The following is an 18,071-nucleotide window of genomic DNA, read 5'->3' as shown; positions in this document are numbered from 1 at the left end:
CCAGGCCTGGCCGCGGCACGTAGATTGGCCAAGGCCAGCCTTTGAGTTTAAGCGGTCAGCCCATGGCGTCAGGCTTGAAGCTCCAGGGCATGAGCGCTTCGGTCTCGGATACTGGCCTGCCTTGAGTGATGCGGGTCAAGGCCTGTGAGATCTCAATCCGCGTATGCATCAGTCGGGCCTCGGCGCCGCACATCATGGCCGGATCAGCAAGATCGGACGTAGCCATGCTCGCGATGCTCGTGGAAGCCGGCTGAGGAGTCGCCAAGGCGTTGGGTCCGTACAGTGTTCTTCGTCCCTATCCGGCCCAGGCGCGGCCTTCGGGTTTCTCAAACTGCTCGTAATTGCGGCGATGAACTCGCCGATCGACTTTTCGTCGTGTGTAGAGACCGCTTGCCATAGTATGCGGGGCGCCAACTTCCCATCGGCTGGACATCCTCTGCGACGCTGATACCAAGGGGCCGACAATGACGGACATGCTCCGCCTCTTGCCTGTCGACCTGAATGCGATTGTTTGTGTTCCTTTGAATGCTCCAATTCGAGCGCCTCCTTGCCGACCAGGCGTTCCAGGGCGACTTACTATTATGGCTCAGCATTTGCATTGAGAGCTATGTATAGGAGGAGCATGCCTACATGATGAAGGCTGGCAAAACGCGGCTGGACGATTTCGACATAAAACTCCTGCAAGTGGTGCAGTTCGACAACCTTTTGCAGCCGCGCGAAATTTCCAACCGTGCTTGCCTCCCGGCAGCGGCGGGCGCAAGACGTCGTAAACGGCGTCGTTCCGCCGAGATAATCAGAAAGGACGTTTCTAGCTTGAACGAGAGAGTGGTTGGGTGCCCTCAGACGGTCATCGTCGAGGTGACGGCTAAAAACGGAAAACTGGATCTGCTCGACGGGTTGAAAAGACGGTTCCTGAACTGCCCTCAGGTGCAGCAATGCTACCACGTTACTGGCGAGGCAGACTTCATCCTTATCATTAATACCAGAGACATGGACGAGTATGCGTCTCTTACGCGCCAGTTATTTTTCAAGAAAGGAAACGTGAAGAGCTTCCGAACTTGCGTCATAATGGAAAAGGTCAAGTCCGCTGGCCCAATCGCGCTGTAGCGATCGCTGTTTGGCGCCTCGGCTTCAGCTTCGCTGCTTCACGCTCAGGGCACTGGGTCAGTTGGAGAGTGTGAAAGGGTATTGCGAGAACGATCTGACCGCCGCGATGATCAGGCAACCGCCGGCAAAGGAAGCCACAATAGTCACAAATTCAGACGTGACCTACCTCGCGTGCAAGAACATTTTGCAAGCCAAACCTTTTGTCGTAGAAAGTAGCACCAGTGTCAAAAGCCAGAGGTTAGATAAAATCCCTAGCCCTTACATTATAGTCTTCAACAGTGGGCATCAGGCGCCTGACAGATGGACGGCTTGTCGAACTCCATTGAGAGACAATTCCAGTTGCCATTTTCCATATCTGTTGCCTTGGTATTCTAGCCAAACGCGAAGCTGTGCAAGTAATCATGCTTGGTGGGCTCATTCAGGCAAGGACGCTTTTTCACGTAGGACCAAGAAGCAAACTGTCTAATGGCTGGCTACGGTCAAATGGGTGCTCCAGGTCGGGGGCGCCCGTTCCCGTCAAGCTGGGAGAACACCAATTCCAAAGTCGACAAACTGTTCTTGCTCGGGCTCAAGCTCAAGTGGGCGACGTGGGCTCGATCAAAATGAGATAAAGTTTTCAGCGTCGCATGCATGCTAGCTACATAGCTGTGGAGCTCAACAGGTTGTCCAGGGTTAGAGCGAGGCGACTGATAGCTGTTTTGGACCGCAGGCTCCCGTGGGGGCGGTGGCAATTGTGCGATGCAGCCAGACCGGCAGCTCTGCGGCGCGGTGATCTGAAGTCGGATGGGCGATGGCATAGGCTTATTCGCGCAGCGCCGTCTGGATGACGCGTTCGGCCTTGCCATTGGTGTTGGGCGTGTAAGTCCTGACATGCTTGAGACCGTGATCGCGGCAGGTCTTTGCGAAGGCCTTCGATCTGTAGCAGGAGCCATAGCATCTAAGGAATGAAGGAGTGGCGGCAGCCGAGACAGCGGTGCGCTCAGCTTTTCGCCGCAGGCGCGCCGGTCGAGGCCGCCATGGCCAGTCAAAGTTTCTCTAGAATGTGAATGTTCACAACCCATTCCGGAGAGGCCAACCATGGCCACTTCAGATTCTACACCCGCCGCCGCTGTGCTGGTAGCGATCGACATTGCCAAGGTGCGCAATGAAGTTCTGATCGAAGCATCAGCCCACAAGCGCCGGCGTCGCCTTTTGGTCCTCAACACCCGTGCTGAGCACGACCATCTGATCGAAGTGCTGCAGGCGTACGGCCGCCCTGTGGTCTGCGCCTTTGAGGCGACCGGGAACTATCACCGGCCGATAGCATGGCGCCTGGCTGAAGCGGGTTTTGAGGTGCGGCTGGTGTCGTCGCTGGCGCTGGCGCGAACACGAGAAGCGTTGCAGCAACGGCACCGGGATCCACGGCATTATCCTCATGGCGTAGCCTTCATGGATGGTCAGTACCTGCCGATGTCCGAAGCCAAGGTGTCTGTCCTGGACTGGGGCTTTCTGCATTCCGATGCCACTTACGATACCGTTCATGTGTGGGAGGGGAGGTTCTTCAGGCTGGACTTGCACCTAGACCGGTTCTTCCGAGGGATGCAAAAGCTCCGCATGAAGCTTTCCTTCAACCGCACCGAGATCGAAATGATTCTGTCCAATTGCGTGGCGCTATCAGGGCACAGCTCGGCCTACGTCGAAATGATCTGCACGCGAGGTGGCTCGCCCACCTTTAGCCGTGACCCACGCGAGGCGGAGAATAGGTTCATGGCATTTGCGGTGCCTTTCGGCTCGGTCGCCAACAAGGAGCAGCTTGAGCGCGGCCTGCATGTCGCCATCAGCAACACCGTCCGGATCCCGCCCAAGTCGATCGATCCGACGATCAAGAACTATCACTGGCTCGATCTGGTGAAGGGCCTGTTCGATGCGTATGACTACGGTGCCGAAACTGCATTGATCGTCGACATCAACGACAACATTGCCGAAGAGCCTGGATTCAACGTTTTCACCGTTAAAAGCGGTCGCTTGAAGACACCGGCTTATGGCGTCCTTCCCGGCATTACCCGACAGACCGTATTTGATCTATGCGGCGAATTGGGCCTCTCCGTCATCGCCGGCGACATTCATCGTGACGAGCTGAAGGGTGCCGATGAGGTTTTTATCACGTCCACAGCGGGCGGATCATGCCAGTGTCCAAAATTGACGACACTATTATTCCTCAGTCTTCCTGAGTGACTTCTTTTGCCGCCTCATCGCTCGCTTGAAGTCGTCGACGAGGTCTAAGCGCTCGCGGTCGAGCTTGCTGCTTCGGCGCCCGAACTGTGAGCAGTCGAGCCTTTCAGTGACCACGACTGCCTCCTCGTGGAGCACGATTTTACCGGGCTCGTACTCCAAGGTAGGCTCAATGCAGAGCACCATGCCCGGCTGCAACACCGTATTGTCCTCCAGTCGGGGTGGCAGGCTAAAATGGACCTGAAAAACGTCTGATTAGCAGGAGGCCTCGCGCAGAATTGCGGGATGAATGGGCTCATTGCTGGCACCAAGAAATTTGAGAAAAAGTTTTGCCCACCTGCGTCGCATGATGGTGGCGCGGGGAGTTACCCTCTACATAGCCAGTCAGCAGCGAAAAGAAAAAGAAACTACTGGATCTTCAATTGCCAAGAAGAGGATCCTGGATGCAGGCAAACCCATCACGGAACAGCAAGCGAGGTTATACATGAGATTAAATACACCGCCGGAAAACGGCGGCAGCGATGTCTGGCTTAGCGTCCGTACTGGCTCTCGGCTTGCACCCCATGGCAGGCTTTCAATTGCGCACCATGCCCTTCAAGGGTTCAGCACGCCGGTATCAGTCCCCGTTCGGGATACTCGGCAGCCCGTCGATCGCGCCGCAAACCTTGCTCATGAAAAAACGCTCGTCTAGCACCGGAGGGTGTCTGCGTGAACCGGATTTACAAGTAACCAACCTTTCCGCCATCGGGTCAAGATCATGCAGGCCAGAGACTGGACTGGATAATAGGGCATCATTATGCAGGATCATTGACAAAAACAGGCGTCATTTGATATTCGCCGACAGGCTCTGTACCACACGGTCAATGTAAAAACTTCGCAACAATTCCCTCGACTATCTTTCACAAAATCTTTGCGACTGCCGATCGCGAATTAATTGTACCTTTACCACAGAGTCTGAGGTCAGGCCCGATAAACAGCTGATGCCGATTGACGCTCAGACCGCCACAGCACGGAAACACCGGAGTCAGCAGCCAATGGCAAGAAGAGCACTCATCCTCGTTGAAGGTCATAGCCGCCTCGGTCTGCAATACGTACAAGCCGCCCGGCGTCTTGGTCTTCATCCAATTACCCTGTCTGCTGATCCAACTCAGTACGACTATCTAGCGACGGAAAGCATTGAGGCCATCCGCATCAATACAAACAATCTCGATGCGCTGATCCACAAATGTTCCCGACTATGCGCGACCTATGACATTGCTGGCATCATTGGCTTTTCGCGCGCCGACGATTCGGCCTGTGTGACGGCTGGCAAGCTCTGCCGGTACTTCGAGCTACCGGGACCGAACCCTACATCGATGGAACGATGCTGCGACAAGTTTACTCAACGTCAACTCCTTGAGGGCGCGGGCGTTCCAGTACCTGCTTATCGCTTGGCAGCGAATGCGACTGCGGCTGAAAGCTCTGCTGCGGAGATCGGCCTCCCAGTGATTCTAAAGCCAGCGGTAGGCAGCGGCAGCAGCGGCGTCCGATTGTGCCGCAACCTCGATGAGCTGGCCGAACACACAACGTATCTGTTAGGCGGCAAGCATGTATGGCAGTCTTCGCCGAGGATACTGGTCGAAGAGTTCGCACAAGGTCCTTTCTACGTTGCTGATATAATGGGAAATGACGTCCTTGCGATTGGTGCCGCCGAGTTCGGCTCCCCACCCGATTTCGTCTTTCGTGAATTCACCTTTCCGGCCCCGCTGAATGATAACGACTATAAACGTGTCACCGACGTCTCGCTGAGCTGTTTGCGAGCTCTCGGCCTTGGCTGGGGACCAACGAACATTGAATTCCGGTGGACCAAGCGAGGCCCGGTCGTTATTGAAGTCAATCCACGTGTTCCTGGCACGCCCGATCCTGAGTTGGTTCAACTGGCTTACGGTGTTGATCTCATTTCCGAGCACATCAAGCTTGCCATCGGCAAGAAATGTGATTTGCGCAGAAAGCATTCCCACACTGCAGTCGCGCGTATGCTAGTTCCTGATCAAGATGGCACCCTAGATTGGATCGAAGGCGACGGTCGAGCGGCTGCTGTACCTGGCGTCGCCGAGGTCAAATTGTATGTCGAACACAACACGTCGATCCTCAGAAAAGGCGATTATCGGGATTTGATCGGCCATGTCATCGCCGCCTCGCCAAGCCCTGTTCAGACCAAGGCGATAATTCAGCGCGCCGTCGACTCGATCGATTGGGTGATCACTCCATTTCCGACGCTTGGAGAATAGGAATAGCCTGCGGCATTTACGAATGAAACATCTCACTTGGCGACCAAGCGGCGGCGCTGCCTGCTAAAACAGACGGCGGGCGAATTCGCGGAATATGATCACACCGCTAGGCTGCAGTCCCTAGCAGATACGGCTGGTCTCGATCTTGCGAATTTCCTCTCTGTGCCTTTGATACGCCTCGTTGGAGGCAGCTAACCTAATTACGTGGGGCAGGTCAAAGCCGGCTTTTGCGAGCATCTTAATGAACATGCTGCTTGCTGAGAGCCCTGGGACCACGTTGACCTCGAAGAAGTGAACACGTTGCTGCTCATCAACGATGAAATCAAGGCGACCAAATGTGTGAAGCCTAAAGTCCCGAGCAATCTTGGTCGAGATCGAGGCGATACGAGTGCGAAGCATGTCCTCTACGTTCTGGAAGCCAACAGAGACACCTTGCTTCTTCTGATCGTACCCGAGAAAGCCCGAGGGATTGTTGATTCGCGCAATCGGAAGCGGCATAATCTCATGGTGGTCAATTAAGATGCCGCAGGTGTATTCCGTTCCAATAATTCGCTGCTGGACCAAAAACGAGGCGTCATACGGAGAGATCCGTTTGGAATAGGAGCGGAGGCCGTGCTCTGAGAGTTCGTCGGTGCACTCGGTGAGGAAGGATTCTCCGAGCGTGTTCGGTTTGAGTACACACGGGCCAGCAAGATGGCGCAGGGCTTCTGTGATGCCGACTTCGAGATTGCCTGGCGAGACGTGGACCGTCGGGATGGGAGTTAACTCGGGGCAAAGTCGATTGGCAACTACGCCCTGCAGATACTTGTCTGCCGAGAGCATGGCCGCAGTCTTGTCGCCGAAGCTACCCGGAATGTCGTGGAATTGGGCAACAGCCTGAATTTGGCCATCCTCGCCGTCCTGGCCCTGAAGAAGTGAAAAGACGAAAAGGCCTTCGCTCTTGAGTAGGTGAGCAAGAGAAGTGAGTGGATGCTTTTCAGCGCGAGTTGTGAACTCCTCGTGCCTGGGAAGGCGATCCCGGTCAAGTGCGAGCCTGAGCAGATCCCCGGATCGGGAGATGTAGTAGATGGACACCGGTGAAATATTCGCATCGGATGCATTGTTGAGGACGTCGGCAAGGTGGTTGTACATCGCAATGGACCCGCCGTGCTCTACCGAGCGGCCGCCATACAAGAGCGCCAATTGCATCTTTGAATACCTTTCAGAATGAACTGCGGGTCAGCTTATGGCGGGTTTGGAACACAAAGAGCATCTGGATTAAGCGGGATGAGTAGGTTGGTGTCCTTCGCCGTCCAGTCCGGCCCGTGCGCTATCGGCGAATTGACAACTGGGATCGCTACGTCACCGCGAGGGAGAGCCCTCGCGAATCTCGAACTGCACCGTTCCATCATCCCTTATGCAGGCATCGTAGAACATCCGGTCACGGACAGAATTGTCCCGATCGAACGTCATCACTCGCGGCTTAATCTCTGTGATCTGATGTTCCTCAATATAAGTAGAGGCGCAAATTATCATCTCATCTCCGACCTGACATGTACGAGCAGCGGCTCCGTTCAGCACGCAGCAACGAGAACCCCTCTCGCCGTAAATGACGTATGTGCTGATTCGAGCGCCTGAAGACCTATTCCAGATTTCAACGAATTCCAGCGGAAGAATACCCACCTCATCGCAATGATCAGGGTCCAGAGTGATTGATCCGTGGTAGTTCAGATCCGAGCCGGTGACAGTGATGCCATGAAGCTTGGCCGCAACGAATTTTCTCATCTACAGGTTGCCTCTTCTTATCGTGGATCGCTAAGCCGCAGAACGAGGGCAGTGGCCTTTAACGCAGTGACAGGGCTTGGGCCACGTGCCGCAGCAAGTCGAGGAACAGACTTTCAGAAGGGAGCGGCGAAGTGGTTGTGAGCAGCATCATGCGATTTCTCCTCAGTTTGTGACGCATTTGCGGACAACCTCGCATGTGTCGTGCCAAATAAGAAAACCATTTAAACCATCTGAGATATTGAATCTGTGACGTTGCTTACCCGGCATTGTCGGACATTGGACAGCGCCGAACACGGTTGAAGGCATGAATCAGCTTTTCCCGCGAAAGAAGTTCTGCCGAGCGACTCAACACCGTTGAGCTTGCAGGTTCATGCCGACCCGCCGAACTATGCCGAGTGGCCTGCTGCCGGATTCGTGTTTGACGAAACTGGAGAGTTGGAATGCAGAGAAGGAAGTTCAGCCGAGAGTCCAAGCTTAAGGCGACGAGAGTGGTGAAGGATCGAGGCGTTGCGCTTGCGCCGGCCGGCCCGCGATCTTGATCTCCATGAGAACGTGCTGCCCAAATGGATCGGCGAGACGAGCGTTGATCCGCAGCATGCCTTTTCCGGTCATGGAAAGATGAAGCCGGAGCAGCTTGAGATAGACCGACTGCGCAAGGAAGTCGCAAAGCTGAAGTCGGAGCCCGACACCCTAAAAAGGCCGCAGCTTATTGCGGCCACGGCGAAGCTCCGCGCACGAAGAACGGGCCTGCGCTGGCGCGACACGGAGCTGAGGCAATGCGCAAATCACGCGCCCCATCAACGGCTTGCCCGAAGAACTGCGCCTTTCGCTGACTTGGCATCTGGGAGCTGAAATGGCTCAGCATGATTGTCTCAAGATTGATGCGGGTATCCTGGTCTACTTCTGCGATCCGCAAAGCCCATGGGCAGCGCGGCACCAACAAGAACACCAATGGACTGCTGCGTCAGCACTTTACGAAAGGCACCGATCTGAGCATGCACAGCGCCGGGGAGTCGCCGCCGTAGCGGCTGCCCTCAACGGCAGGTCGCGAAAAACACTGGACTAGGAGCGCTTGACGAATCGCTCTGTGGGTGGTCGCAATCATGGTTGCGACGACCGTTTCAACCTGCCCAATATCGAGAGCACCGTCGATCTCGGTTCCTTCGGACCAGTCGGTAGATCGGCGACCGAAGCTCGCCTCTTCCACTTTGCGACCGTCTTCTGGTTGATCCCCTAGCGCTTGGCCAGCTTCCTCAGGCTCTCTCGATGGGGTGGACGGCGCCCGCAACGGCATCATCCTCGTGAGTGGCGTGCCAAGATGGCTGCTGTCGAGCACTCATCTGAAGGAGCACCGTCCATGGAAAAGACTAACACCGATCTCAAACTGTAGCCACGATCGGCCTCGATCTGGCCATGCACGTCTTCCAGGTCCACGCAGTCGACGCTGCCGGCCGGGTCGTCACGAACCGAGGCTTAGGTGCAAAGATGTGCTGGCATTCTTCGAACGTCTGCCGTCATGCCTGATCGGCATGGAAGCAGCGGCTCGGCCCATCATTGGGCTCGCGAACTGGCAAAGTTCGGCCATGACGTGCGGCTGATGCCGCCAGCGTATGTGAAGGCCTATGTGCGTCGTCAGAAGAACGACGCCGCTGATGCAGCTGCCATCTGCGAGGCGATGACGCGGCCCTCCATGCGCTTTGTACCGGGTTCGATCGGTCGAGAACCAGGCTGCGCTCGTGCACCATAAGGTGCGCGAACCTTTGGTGGCACAGCGTACGAAACTGCTCCGCGCTGCGCAGCCATCTGGCCGAGATCGGGATCATCGCTGCACAGGGACCGAACAATGCCCGTGCTCTGGCGGTTCTCATCATGGAAGGCAACGACATGATCACGGCGATCGTACGCTCGGCGCTGTTGCCTGCTGTGCCCGGTTGAATGAACTCGATAATGAGATTAGGCAGAGCGATCAGGCGATTATGACCCTCGCCAAAGCTGATGAAACGGCACGCCGTCTGATGAGCACTCCGGGCATCGGTCCCGTTACCGCCTCTGCGCTTGTCGCAAGTATCAGGATTTCTCCGCGTTCTCAGGCCCGCGTGAGTTCGCGGCCTTCCTTGGGCTAACTCCCCGGCAAAGTTCATCAGGCAAAAATGAGCGGCTGGCGCGCGTTTCCAAGATGGGAAACCGATATCTGCGCAAGCTGCTCGTTTCGGCGCTCACGCGGTCCTCTTCCATCGCAGACGTTGCAGCGATGCGTTGAGAAGCTGGGCCGATCGCCTGATGGAGACCAAGCCGTTCAAGCTTGTTGCCGTGGCGACGGCCAACAAGCTCGCCCGCATCGCCTTCGCGCTCATGCGTGATGACGCACACTATGCCGGTACACCGGGGTAACGGAAAACGGCTGAGGCTGCGATCCAGAATCGAGGGTGACAATGATGTGATGGGAACAGACAAGGACATTATCCAAAAGCCTGCAGCATAGTCGCAGCTTCGAGCTCGTTCTCTTGATCAGGCCAAACGATCAGCGGACACCATCAGGGCCAGCGGTCACAGTACCGCAACAACAGGCCGGAGACATGTATGCTGTATCGCGCGACGGACCGCCTCTGTCGTTGTGGCGCTCCCATGCAGAACTTTGCCCATAGCGCATCCTTTGATTCGGAAGATAAGGATGCTCCATCAAAGCCTGGGATCAAACATCTAGGTGCGTCAAGTTCTTGTGTGGATGCCTGCCGTTTGCAAGGAAGACCTGAAGCATTGGACATGTGATCGGGTGCGGCCATGTGTCAGGACGTGCGGAGCGCGGCTCGACTTCTGCCGAGGGACCAGCCCGAGCAAGGCGGCGAAATCGCGACCGCACTTGAAGGCTTCCGTAGGTGGCGCAAAGGCTTCAATGGCAAGGGCAGCATAGGGCCGACACCGGGCATGGTTTGCAAGCACCGAGATGTTGCAGCTTGCTTGTACAGCATGGGTACGCCATCACAGCCGGGAACGGGCTCGCAACGAACGCGGCCAGCATTCGAGCCGCATCAAGGGGCAATTGATGACCGCAGGGCGTCCGTGACTTCAAACCGGCCAGACGAGACTGGCTCGAGGCGCTGGGCACGGCCGACGGGCGAAATCTGCCACCCTGCCTCAAGCGCGAGATAGAGCGCGAGTGCCGCCGCTTTTGGCAACTGATCGAGATGATTGCGGAGGTCGATATCGAACAGCGCCAAGCCGTCGAGTCCACGACTCCGGACAGTGCTTGATCGAATGGCGGCTGATTTTCCACGGAAGCTTCGGTCCGTGCTCGCCCAGGTGTCGCCGTTCTATAATTCGCCAAAAATATATCTGACCATGACTGGCTGCCGGGAAGGAAACAATATGGATGCTGTTCGCAAACGTCTGCCATTCGCCGGTTATTCTGATGGCCTATGCTTTCCCTCATTATTAGGTTTTGGGACAAACCTTTACTTAGCGCAGTTTGCGTTCATGAAGATTCTGCGTTCAAAATACATCACTGAACAAGCGCTGGCTCGAGGGACCTTGACGCACGCATGGAAGTTCTTGATACTTCGAGCGGAACCTTCGCGCTGCGTTTGGCTGTAGTTTGCCGGGAGCGTGGATTCCAGCCCGAAATCTTCACAGACCCAGTGATGGACAAGGCTCTGGAAAACAGGTTACGCTCCTTGGGAGCCGAAGTGTTCATAATAGCTTAAAAGGCGAAGCAGGGTGGCTATCAAAGAAGCCGCCTCGATGCATACACGCTAGGATGAGAAAGTTGGGGCCTCCTGTTTCTGGCCCCAGCAATACGAAACACCCGACAACCCCGCAGCGTATAAGCCCTTTGCCGGTCAGATATCTGGGATGCGGAACGACTGTCATAGGATGGCTGCGTCGCGGAGCGCCGAAGCGAGCTGACCAGCCACCTGGCTGATGTGTTGCCGGCGAGTCTTGAAGAGCCCAGGGATGCTCTGCAGTTCGGAGGAGGACCCGGAAAAAGATCAACCTCTACTTAGTAGCAAAAGCGCTGTTTCGGGACATGCAGCTCAAATGCGAGGACATACGGGAGCGCTAGGCGCGCGCTGAGATGCATCGCAAACAGAAGGTGAAAGGAACTCATTGATAAATATGGGTCCACTTGAAGGAGTGGAGTATATGGACAAATTCTGACGGGTTTCTGGGGGCCGGACAGGGGTTGCGGACCAGAGCGCGACCTGATTATATCGGGATTGAACGACGCCGCGCCGCACATCATGGCCTGATCAGCAAGATCGGACGCAGCCGCGCCCGCGCGATGCTGGTGGAAGCGCTTGGGCAACCGCCGAGGCATCGGGCCCGTTACAGCGTGCGTTCTTCGTCCCTATTCGGGCCAAGCACCGCCATTAGCGTACGCCTTCTGCTAGCGGTTGGGCAATGTCGCTCCCGAAGGCTTGCGCGATTTTCCGCGCGGTCGTCTCCAGTTGGGTCTCGGCGAAGTCGTGCAGGGTAGGGGCCAACGCGAGGACTGTTCCTGCCAGTTCGACTTCGTCGGCAATCGCATGTCTGGACGCCCCGACGAGTGCAAGAAGAATCTTTGGTGCAGGCTGCTGCGCGTGTTCGGTGCTGCCGAGTGTTCGGCCTCTCATCGCGGCCTTCTCATGGCCGCGCGCCCGTATGGGAGTTCGAGGATCAGGTTCACATCACCGGAACGCGCGCTCGAAGCGCTGCCATGCGCCTGGTTCTCCTGATCCCGCCTCTCCGACTTTGCGCCATACCTGTCCTTCGACCTTCTCACGCCCTCCCGACAGCCTTGACCGCTTCCCGCACTCAGGCGGCGACGGTCGAAGCTCGGTAGACTCCCCTTCGTCATCAGAGCCCATGCGATGCGCGCGGTCTTGTTGGCCAGCGCCACAAACACTAGCATCGGTGGCTTGCGCGCCAACATTCTATGAAGCCACGAGCCGGATTGCACGCCTTTGCGTTTGCCCAGCGAAACACGGCGATCTCGCGACCCCGGTAGTGCGCGACGGGGCAGGCCTCCATAGCCACAAGGCATGGCGGCTGCGCGGCGAAACAGGCCGGCACCTGCTCGCGCCGCACCTTCCTACGGAACACGACGTGCCGGCGGCATCTGCGCCATGGGCCTGGAAGATGTTCTTGGCCAAGTCCAGGCCAATGGTGGTAACTTGTGACATGGACGCCATCCTCCGGTGGTCAACGTTACCACCCTGGCACATTGATGCTGTCAGGAGCGTCCACCCCATCACTGGAAGACCACGACCTTCACCGGCGCGCTCAGGCTGACCGGAATGACCGGGCCCTTCGTCTACGACGGCGCCAACGGGGTCGTGTTCCCCGCCCATGTCAAGCAGGTGCTAGCGCCAACCGCTGGCGCCAGGCGACGTCGTCGCCATGGACAATTTGCCGGCGCACAAGTCCGGGGGCATGCGCGAGGCGATCGAAGCCGCCGGTGCAAGGCTGATCTTCCTCCCGCCCTACAGTCCCGACTTCAACCCCATCGAAAACGCCTTCGCAAAGCTCAAGGCGCTCCTGCCGGCGAGGGCCGAGCGGACAATCCCGGTCCTATGGGGCATCGTCGGCGCGCTCGTCGACCTTTACGCCCACAGGATGCGCAAACTACTTCAAGGCCGCAGGCTATGAACCGGATTTAGCCGGACGTGCTGAAGCTTGTCCGCAACGAACCGGGCAGTCAAATGCACAGCAAAGTCGAGATCGGGATGCAGATGAAGATGCCGGCGCCAGACTGTAACGTCGGCTAGTGATAAACCTTCTCGACTGAGTGCAGGCTGAGTCCATTCATCGATGTCTGGTAGCCGTCGTAGGGCCATGCGGCTGACTTCATGGGCAGAATTTGCCGAGAGCGTTTGGAAGAGTTCGGGCAAAACCCGCATTTGGGTGAAATGAAACAGTCTCGTTTCCGTGGCGATTGCGATAATAGCGCCTGTTGGATGGGCTAGCGTTTCATTGAGCGGATATTCTTGCAATGAACGTTCCAGATTGCTAATACGACGATGGTTTCGCATAGGTGCAGGTATGATAGATGATCTCGACCGGCGGATACTTGGCGCCCTTCAAAAGAACAACAGGCTGTCATTCTCCGAACTCGCGGATCTCGTTGGTTCGTCTGCCGCTTCATGCATGCGCCGTGTCAATAAGTTACGTACCGAGGGCGTTGTCACCGCTGATATCTCCCTGGTCGACCCGAAGGCGCTCGGGAAGTCGCTGACCGTGGTCGTAGCGGTGGAGCTCGATCGCGAGCGTTTAGATCTTGTCGATGACTTCAAGCGAGCGATGAGGGCGGCAAAAGAAGTCACTCAATGCTATATGATCACGGGCGATGCCGACTTCGTTCTTGTTGTAGCAGTGGAGGACGTCGAGGCCTTTGACGTCTTTGTAAAGACCAAACTCTACACAAATCCGAACGTACGTAAGTTCAAGAGCATGATTGTGTTGGACCGAGTGAAGTTTGAGCCCCGGGTGCTTGTGTAGCCGTTTTTTTGGCTGAACGTTTCCGCCACTCCCCTCGCGTTTTTGAAGCGCGCATTGCGGCCGGAGTGCCACTTTGATCGCAATCAGCGCACCGAACTCTGCCATTTAGTTGGATCGCCGGGTGACCGGCTGACCGCCACCAAAAGGCCTGTACCCTCGTTCAGGCGGCAATACATCGCGCTAATGACATCTTTCACGCGCGGCGTGCTGGCAGTCTGAGGTGCGCCACATTCGAACTGCCGGGACGTGGACTGCGGGGCGGTTTCCCGGAGGCAAATCGTAACCGGGTGTGCGGAGCGCCTGGATTGCGAGATTTGGAGACTCAGAGATGACACTTGATGCAACCGAACATGCAACGGCTCTCCCAGCAATAGAGCAACGGCACCGGGATCCACGGCATTATCCTCATGGCGTAGCCTTCATGGATGGTCAGTACCTGCCGATGTCCGAAGCCAAGGTGTCTGTCCTGGACTGGGGCTTTCTGCATTCCGATGCCACTTACGATACCGTTCATGTGTGGGAGGGGAGGTTCTTCAGGCTGGACTTGCACCTAGACCGGTTCTTCCGAGGGATGCAAAAGCTCCGCATGAAGCTTTCCTTCAACCGCACCGAGATCGAAATGATTCTGTCCAATTGCGTGGCGCTATCAGGGCACAGCTCGGCCTACGTCGAAATGATCTGCACGCGAGGTGGCTCGCCCACCTTTAGCCGTGACCCACGCGAGGCGGAGAATAGGTTCATGGCATTTGCGGTGCCTTTCGGCTCGGTCGCCAACAAGGAGCAGCTTGAGCGCGGCCTGCATGTCGCCATCAGCAACACCGTCCGGATCCCGCCCAAGTCGATCGATCCGACGATCAAGAACTATCACTGGCTCGATCTGGTGAAGGGCCTGTTCGATGCGTATGACTACGGTGCCGAAACTGCATTGATCGTCGACATCAACGACAACATTGCCGAAGGGCCTGGATTCAACGTTTTCACCGTTAAAAGCGGTCGCTTGAAGACACCGGCTTATGGCGTCCTTCCCGGCATTACCCGACAGACCGTATTTGATCTATGCGGCGAATTGGGCCTCTCCGTCATCGCCGGCGACATTCATCGTGACGAGCTGAAGGGTGCCGATGAGGTTTTTATCACGTCCACAGCGGGCGGGATCATGCCAGTGTCCAAAATTGACGACACTATTGTAGGTGACGGCAAGGTTGGTGCTCTGACCCGCCAGCTGACGAACTTCTATTGGGACAAGCATGCCGATCCGGCATGGTCGACGGTGGTAAAGTACGCATAGTACCGCAATATATGGTCGAGAGGTGCTCCCCAGCGTGTGGAGTCTGTGCTGCCGTGAGTTTGCCAATGACCGACGCCTTCATTTCTCATCTCTCGAACCAACTCGCCGGCCTGAAATCCGCCGGGCTCTACAAATCCGAGCGGGTGATCACCTCGACCCAGTCGGCTGAGATCGAGGTCGGCGGCGACAAGGTGCTGAATTTCTGCGCCAACAATTATCTCGGCCTCGCCGACAGCGCCGAATTGCGTAACGCAGCCAAAGGCGCGCTGGACCGCTATGGCTACGGCATGGCGTCGGTGCGTTTCATCTGCGGCACGCAGGAAGAGCACAAGCAGCTTGAATCAACGATTTCATCTTTCCTCGGCATGGACGACACCATCCTCTACGGCTCCTGCTTCGACGCCAATGGCGGCCTGTTCGAGACACTGCTCCGTGAGGAGGATGCGATCATCTCCGATGCGCTGAACCATGCCTCGATTATCGACGGCGTGCGACTGTCGAAGGCAAAACGCTTCCGCTACGCCAACAACGACATGGCTGATCTCGAAGCGCGGCTGAAGGAAGCGAAGGATTGCCGCTTCCGCCTGATCGCCACCGACGGCGTGTTCTCCATGGACGGCATCATCGCCAATCTGAAAGGCGTCTGCGACCTCGCGGAAAAATACGACGCCATGGTCATGGTCGATGACAGCCATGCCGTCGGCTTCGTCGGCAAAAACGGCCGCGGCTCGGCCGAGCATTGCGGCGTCGAGGGCAGGGTGGACATCATCACCGGCACGCTCGGCAAGGCGCTGGGCGGCGCGTCGGGCGGCTATACCTCGGGCAAAAGCCAGGTGGTCGACTGGCTGCGCCAGCGCTCGCGGCCCTATCTCTTCTCCAACACGCTGATGCCGGCGATCGCCGGCGCCTCGATCAAGGTGTTCGAGCTGATCCGAAATGGCGATGCGCTACGCGAGCGCCTCTATGCCAATGCGGCGCGCTTCCGATCCGAGATGGGCAAGCTCGGCTTCACGTTGGCCGGCGCCGATCACCCGATCATCCCGGTGATGCTGGGCGATGCCAGCCTGGCGCAGGAAATGGCGGTGCGCATGCTGAAGCGCGGCATCTATGTGATCGGCTTTTCGTTCCCGGTGGTGCCGAAAGGCCAGGCGCGCATCCGAACGCAGATGTCGGCGGCGCATTCCACCGCCGACATTGACCGGGCGGTTGAAGCTTTTGCGGAAGTAGCAAGGGAACTTTCGATCATATGACCTGCGGACTCTAACTACCGCACCGCCAAACGGGCCTTCTGACGAAAGCCTAGAACCCACATCAGCGTATATGCGCCAGATGTTTGATCTCGGGCTTTGATGGTTCGTCATCGTCGTCCAAATCAAAGCATGCGCTATAGGCCAGGTTCTGCATGGGAGCGCCATGACGACAGAGGCGGTCCGTCGAGCAATACAAGATAGTCAAGCGAGCATGAGAACGCTTTCGAAGCGCTACGGCATCAGCCCTAAGACGGCCGCGAAATGGAAGAAGCGGAGTTCGACCCGCCGATCTGCCCACCGGCGCCAGGGAGCCGAGTTCGACCGTTCTGTCTGTCGAGGAAGAGGCCGCTTTTGGCAAGCATCCGGTAGGGTTGGCGGAGGCCCTACCGGATGCTTACGGTTTGCAGCCGATGGGAGGCTTTCAATTGCCGCACGGCGCCATTCAAGGGTTCGGCGCGCCGGTATACCGTTCGGGACTCAGCAGCCCGTTGGTCGATCGCGCCGGAAACATTGCTCATGAAACCGCTAGCAAGGGCAGGCGGATCAATCGGACGGGCAAATAACAAAGCTCTAAGGGATCACTTCTTCAAGATCGCAGGCTATAGACTGAGTCACAACTGCGTCCTTTGATATATATGCCGGCGAGAAGGTCATTATTCTCGATCCGACGGACTGGCACGAAGCAGACAATGCCTCTCAGCTAGCGGCGGCGCTACAGAAGATTGGGGTCAACGCTGAGCTCGCGCCGGTATATTGGGGCACTCTCCACGTTCCGGGCAAACAAAGAGCTTGCACGCAAGAGGCAAGGGATCTGGCGGGACTTCGTCGGCGATGTGAGGTTGGGAAAATACATTCGCCGATCGCTCGCGGTTTGTTCTTTTCGGCTTCCAGGGTAAAGGGCACACTGATATCAGCGCCGACGTCGTCGGCTGTGTCTTCTGACGCTCTCGTGTAAGCGTCAAGGGTGTTTTTGCTGCTGTCCAGCCATAGGGATGACGATGACCTTCAAGCTGCGTTTCATATCGCATGCGATGGCGGTGTGGCGAATTTGAACGCCTGCCTTTGCAAGCCCATGCCATCGCATCCGGCGAAGGAGCTTCGTTTCCAGGTTCCGAATATCTTCGATCCGGCCACGAATGCAGTGGATTAGCTGGTTCCAGGCCCCAAGCCGTGCCAGTGTTTCGGCTTCATCCCGTCCCCACATACCGGAGGCGACGATGCGTGACGTCCCACCCTTGGCACGCACCGCGTCGCCGAAATGGTTGCCGCGAATAGGCAAGCATCTCGCCGGGGTTGTCAGGCAGAGCATCGGGACAAGCCTTGCCGTCGTCGATGTTGGCGGGCGTGATGGCGATCTCCTCGACCATAGCTGCACTGGGTGTCGGCACCGACATGGGCCTTGAAGCCATGGACCGCTGGTCGGCCCTTATGCTTGACCCAATGGCCCTCTTCGTCATCCTCACTGGCCGAGGCGATGATTGCCGCATCGACAAGTGTACCGGCCTTCATCTGAATCGCCTTGGCCTTGAGCTGGCGGGTGATCTCGTCGAACAGCGTCTTGTCAGACCATGGGCCACAAGGGCCATTCGAAAACGCACGAAAGCCGTTCGCTCAGGTGTTGGCTCTTGAACCGAAAGCCCGCAGAACCGTCGGAACGATCTCTGTCGTCCAGCGCCTTGACAAGCTGACGTCGGACAAGTCGTACCA

General features: G+C 57.1%; 15 protein-coding genes and 9 pseudogenes. 13 read left to right on the top strand and 11 right to left on the bottom strand.

Annotated elements, in window-relative coordinates; genetic code table 11:
* Positions 1-55: 55 nt before the first annotated feature.
* Entirely contained in the window at positions 56-226 is a 171-nt protein-coding gene (locus NLY43_RS13320; protein ID WP_023723662.1) for a hypothetical protein, read from the bottom strand.
* Positions 227-630: 404 nt separating this feature from the next.
* On the opposite strand from NLY43_RS13320, the gene NLY43_RS13310 reads away from it, so the two are divergent.
* Complete coding sequence (locus NLY43_RS13310) at positions 631-1,107, top strand: Lrp/AsnC family transcriptional regulator (RefSeq protein WP_023723661.1); 477 nt, start codon at positions 631-633, stop codon at positions 1,105-1,107.
* Between the two features lie 637 nt (positions 1,108-1,744).
* Here the strand turns inward: NLY43_RS13310 and NLY43_RS13305 are convergent.
* Positions 1,745-2,037 (bottom strand): annotated as a pseudogene (locus NLY43_RS13305) (integrase core domain-containing protein); the annotation flags it as partial.
* Positions 2,038-2,184: 147 nt separating this feature from the next.
* On the opposite strand from NLY43_RS13305, the gene NLY43_RS13295 reads away from it, so the two are divergent.
* The gene (locus NLY43_RS13295; protein ID WP_502882167.1) at positions 2,185-3,321 is read left to right on the top strand and encodes an aminotransferase class IV; all 1,137 of its coding nucleotides are present in this window, start codon (positions 2,185-2,187) and stop codon (positions 3,319-3,321) included.
* On the opposite strand, the gene NLY43_RS13290 is transcribed toward NLY43_RS13295, so the two are convergent.
* Positions 3,298-3,504, bottom strand: a complete 207-nt coding sequence (locus NLY43_RS13290) for a hypothetical protein (RefSeq protein ID WP_023715285.1) — start codon at positions 3,502-3,504, stop codon at positions 3,298-3,300. The two genes, NLY43_RS13295 and NLY43_RS13290, sit on opposite strands and share 24 nt — an antisense overlap.
* 103 nt (positions 3,505-3,607) lie before the next feature.
* Here NLY43_RS13290 and NLY43_RS13285 point away from each other — a divergent pair, with 103 nt between their 5' ends.
* Both NLY43_RS13285 and NLY43_RS13280 read left to right on the top strand, forming a co-directional pair.
* The gene (locus tag NLY43_RS13285) at positions 3,608-4,009 is read left to right on the top strand and encodes a hypothetical protein (protein ID WP_156935610.1); all 402 of its coding nucleotides are present in this window, start codon (positions 3,608-3,610) and stop codon (positions 4,007-4,009) included.
* 343 nt (positions 4,010-4,352) lie between these two features.
* Positions 4,353-5,588: an ATP-grasp domain-containing protein gene (locus NLY43_RS13280; protein ID WP_023715284.1), complete on the top strand. Its 1,236-nt coding sequence runs from the start codon at positions 4,353-4,355 to the stop codon at positions 5,586-5,588.
* 120 nt (positions 5,589-5,708) lie between these two features.
* Here NLY43_RS13280 and NLY43_RS13275 read toward each other — a convergent pair whose 3' ends face one another.
* Together NLY43_RS13275 and panD are read right to left on the bottom strand one after the other, a co-directional pair.
* Positions 5,709-6,776: a D-alanine--D-alanine ligase family protein gene (locus tag NLY43_RS13275; RefSeq protein ID WP_023713062.1), complete on the bottom strand. Its 1,068-nt coding sequence runs from the start codon at positions 6,774-6,776 to the stop codon at positions 5,709-5,711.
* Positions 6,777-6,929: 153 nt separating this feature from the next.
* Entirely contained in the window at positions 6,930-7,352 is a 423-nt protein-coding gene (gene panD, locus NLY43_RS13270) for an aspartate 1-decarboxylase (RefSeq protein ID WP_023713063.1), read from the bottom strand.
* A gap of 440 nt (positions 7,353-7,792) precedes the next feature.
* On the opposite strand from panD, the pseudogene NLY43_RS13265 reads away from it, so the two are divergent.
* Positions 7,793-8,051, top strand: a pseudogene (locus tag NLY43_RS13265) (transposase); the annotation flags it as partial.
* A 106-nt stretch (positions 8,052-8,157) separates the two neighbouring features.
* A pseudogene (locus tag NLY43_RS13260) lies at positions 8,158-8,418 on the top strand (IS30 family transposase); the annotation flags it as partial.
* Positions 8,419-8,489: 71 nt separating this feature from the next.
* On the opposite strand, the pseudogene NLY43_RS13255 reads toward NLY43_RS13260, so the two are convergent.
* Positions 8,490-8,615: pseudogene (locus NLY43_RS13255) on the bottom strand (IS481 family transposase); the annotation flags it as partial.
* A gap of 150 nt (positions 8,616-8,765) precedes the next feature.
* Between NLY43_RS13255 and NLY43_RS13250 the strand changes: the two are divergent.
* Positions 8,766-9,743, top strand: a pseudogene (locus NLY43_RS13250) (IS110 family RNA-guided transposase).
* A 396-nt stretch (positions 9,744-10,139) separates the two neighbouring features.
* Here the strand turns inward: NLY43_RS13250 and NLY43_RS13245 are convergent.
* The 3 genes and pseudogenes from NLY43_RS13245 to NLY43_RS13235 form a co-directional block, all read right to left on the bottom strand.
* A pseudogene (locus NLY43_RS13245) lies at positions 10,140-10,312 on the bottom strand (transposase); the annotation flags it as partial.
* Between the two features lie 69 nt (positions 10,313-10,381).
* Positions 10,382-10,570 (bottom strand): hypothetical protein, encoded by a 189-nt coding sequence (locus NLY43_RS13240; RefSeq protein ID WP_023713836.1) that lies wholly within the window; start codon positions 10,568-10,570, stop codon positions 10,382-10,384.
* A 1,747-nt stretch (positions 10,571-12,317) separates the two neighbouring features.
* Positions 12,318-12,511 (bottom strand): annotated as a pseudogene (locus tag NLY43_RS13235) (IS110 family transposase); the annotation flags it as partial.
* Positions 12,512-12,574: 63 nt separating this feature from the next.
* On the opposite strand from NLY43_RS13235, the pseudogene NLY43_RS13230 reads away from it, so the two are divergent.
* Positions 12,575-12,984: pseudogene (locus tag NLY43_RS13230) on the top strand (transposase); the annotation flags it as partial.
* Here NLY43_RS13230 and NLY43_RS13225 read toward each other — a convergent pair.
* Positions 12,959-13,321 (bottom strand): hypothetical protein, encoded by a 363-nt coding sequence (locus tag NLY43_RS13225; RefSeq protein ID WP_156935607.1) that lies wholly within the window; start codon positions 13,319-13,321, stop codon positions 12,959-12,961. The pseudogene NLY43_RS13230 and the gene NLY43_RS13225 sit on opposite strands and share 26 nt — an antisense overlap.
* A gap of 49 nt (positions 13,322-13,370) precedes the next feature.
* Between NLY43_RS13225 and NLY43_RS13220 the strand changes: the two genes are divergently transcribed.
* The 4 genes and pseudogenes from NLY43_RS13220 to NLY43_RS13205 form a co-directional block, all read left to right on the top strand.
* Positions 13,371-13,826, top strand: a complete 456-nt coding sequence (locus tag NLY43_RS13220) for an Lrp/AsnC family transcriptional regulator (protein WP_023713070.1) — start codon at positions 13,371-13,373, stop codon at positions 13,824-13,826.
* 328 nt (positions 13,827-14,154) lie between these two features.
* Positions 14,155-15,114: an aminotransferase class IV gene (locus tag NLY43_RS13215; RefSeq protein ID WP_286460929.1), complete on the top strand. Its 960-nt coding sequence runs from the start codon at positions 14,155-14,157 to the stop codon at positions 15,112-15,114.
* A 65-nt stretch (positions 15,115-15,179) separates the two neighbouring features.
* Positions 15,180-16,364, top strand: coding sequence for a glycine C-acetyltransferase (locus NLY43_RS13210; RefSeq protein WP_286460928.1), 1,185 nt, complete (start codon positions 15,180-15,182; stop codon positions 16,362-16,364).
* A gap of 136 nt (positions 16,365-16,500) precedes the next feature.
* Positions 16,501-16,726: pseudogene (locus NLY43_RS13205) on the top strand (IS481 family transposase); the annotation flags it as partial.
* Between the two features lie 596 nt (positions 16,727-17,322).
* Here NLY43_RS13205 and NLY43_RS13200 read toward each other — a convergent pair.
* Complete coding sequence (locus NLY43_RS13200; protein WP_198025550.1) at positions 17,323-17,643, bottom strand: hypothetical protein; 321 nt, start codon at positions 17,641-17,643, stop codon at positions 17,323-17,325.
* Positions 17,644-17,684: 41 nt separating this feature from the next.
* Between NLY43_RS13200 and NLY43_RS32795 the strand changes: the two genes are divergently transcribed.
* A complete protein-coding gene (locus NLY43_RS32795) occupies positions 17,685-17,993 on the top strand; it encodes a hypothetical protein (protein WP_245264088.1) in 309 nt (102 codons plus the stop codon).
* Positions 17,994-18,071: the final 78 nt, after the last annotated feature.

The sequence above is a fragment of the Mesorhizobium sp. C416B genome, from assembly GCF_030323165.1.
In the GTDB taxonomy this organism is placed as follows: Bacteria; Pseudomonadota; Alphaproteobacteria; order Rhizobiales; family Rhizobiaceae; genus Mesorhizobium.
This window is presented reverse-complemented; position numbering and strand designations above follow the sequence as displayed.

Excerpts from the sequence above, each read along its gene's own strand:
- NLY43_RS13280 (WP_023715284.1), top strand. The coding sequence starts at position 4,353 with ATGGCAAGAAGAGCACTCATCCTCGTTGAAGGTCATAGCCGCCTCGGT.
- NLY43_RS13210 (WP_286460928.1), top strand. The coding sequence starts at position 15,180 with ATGACCGACGCCTTCATTTCTCATCTCTCGAACCAACTCGCCGGCCTG.
- NLY43_RS13215 (WP_286460929.1), top strand. The coding sequence starts at position 14,155 with ATGACACTTGATGCAACCGAACATGCAACGGCTCTCCCAGCAATAGAG.
- panD (WP_023713063.1), bottom strand. The coding sequence starts at position 7,352 with ATGAGAAAATTCGTTGCGGCCAAGCTTCATGGCATCACTGTCACCGGC.
- NLY43_RS13290 (WP_023715285.1), bottom strand. The coding sequence starts at position 3,504 with ATGGTGCTCTGCATTGAGCCTACCTTGGAGTACGAGCCCGGTAAAATC.
- NLY43_RS13310 (WP_023723661.1), top strand. The coding sequence starts at position 631 with ATGATGAAGGCTGGCAAAACGCGGCTGGACGATTTCGACATAAAACTC.
- NLY43_RS13295 (WP_502882167.1), top strand. The coding sequence starts at position 2,185 with ATGGCCACTTCAGATTCTACACCCGCCGCCGCTGTGCTGGTAGCGATC.
- NLY43_RS13285 (WP_156935610.1), top strand. The coding sequence starts at position 3,608 with ATGGGCTCATTGCTGGCACCAAGAAATTTGAGAAAAAGTTTTGCCCAC.
- NLY43_RS13320 (WP_023723662.1), bottom strand. The coding sequence starts at position 226 with ATGGCTACGTCCGATCTTGCTGATCCGGCCATGATGTGCGGCGCCGAG.
- NLY43_RS13220 (WP_023713070.1), top strand. The coding sequence starts at position 13,371 with ATGATAGATGATCTCGACCGGCGGATACTTGGCGCCCTTCAAAAGAAC.
- NLY43_RS13275 (WP_023713062.1), bottom strand. The coding sequence starts at position 6,776 with ATGCAATTGGCGCTCTTGTATGGCGGCCGCTCGGTAGAGCACGGCGGG.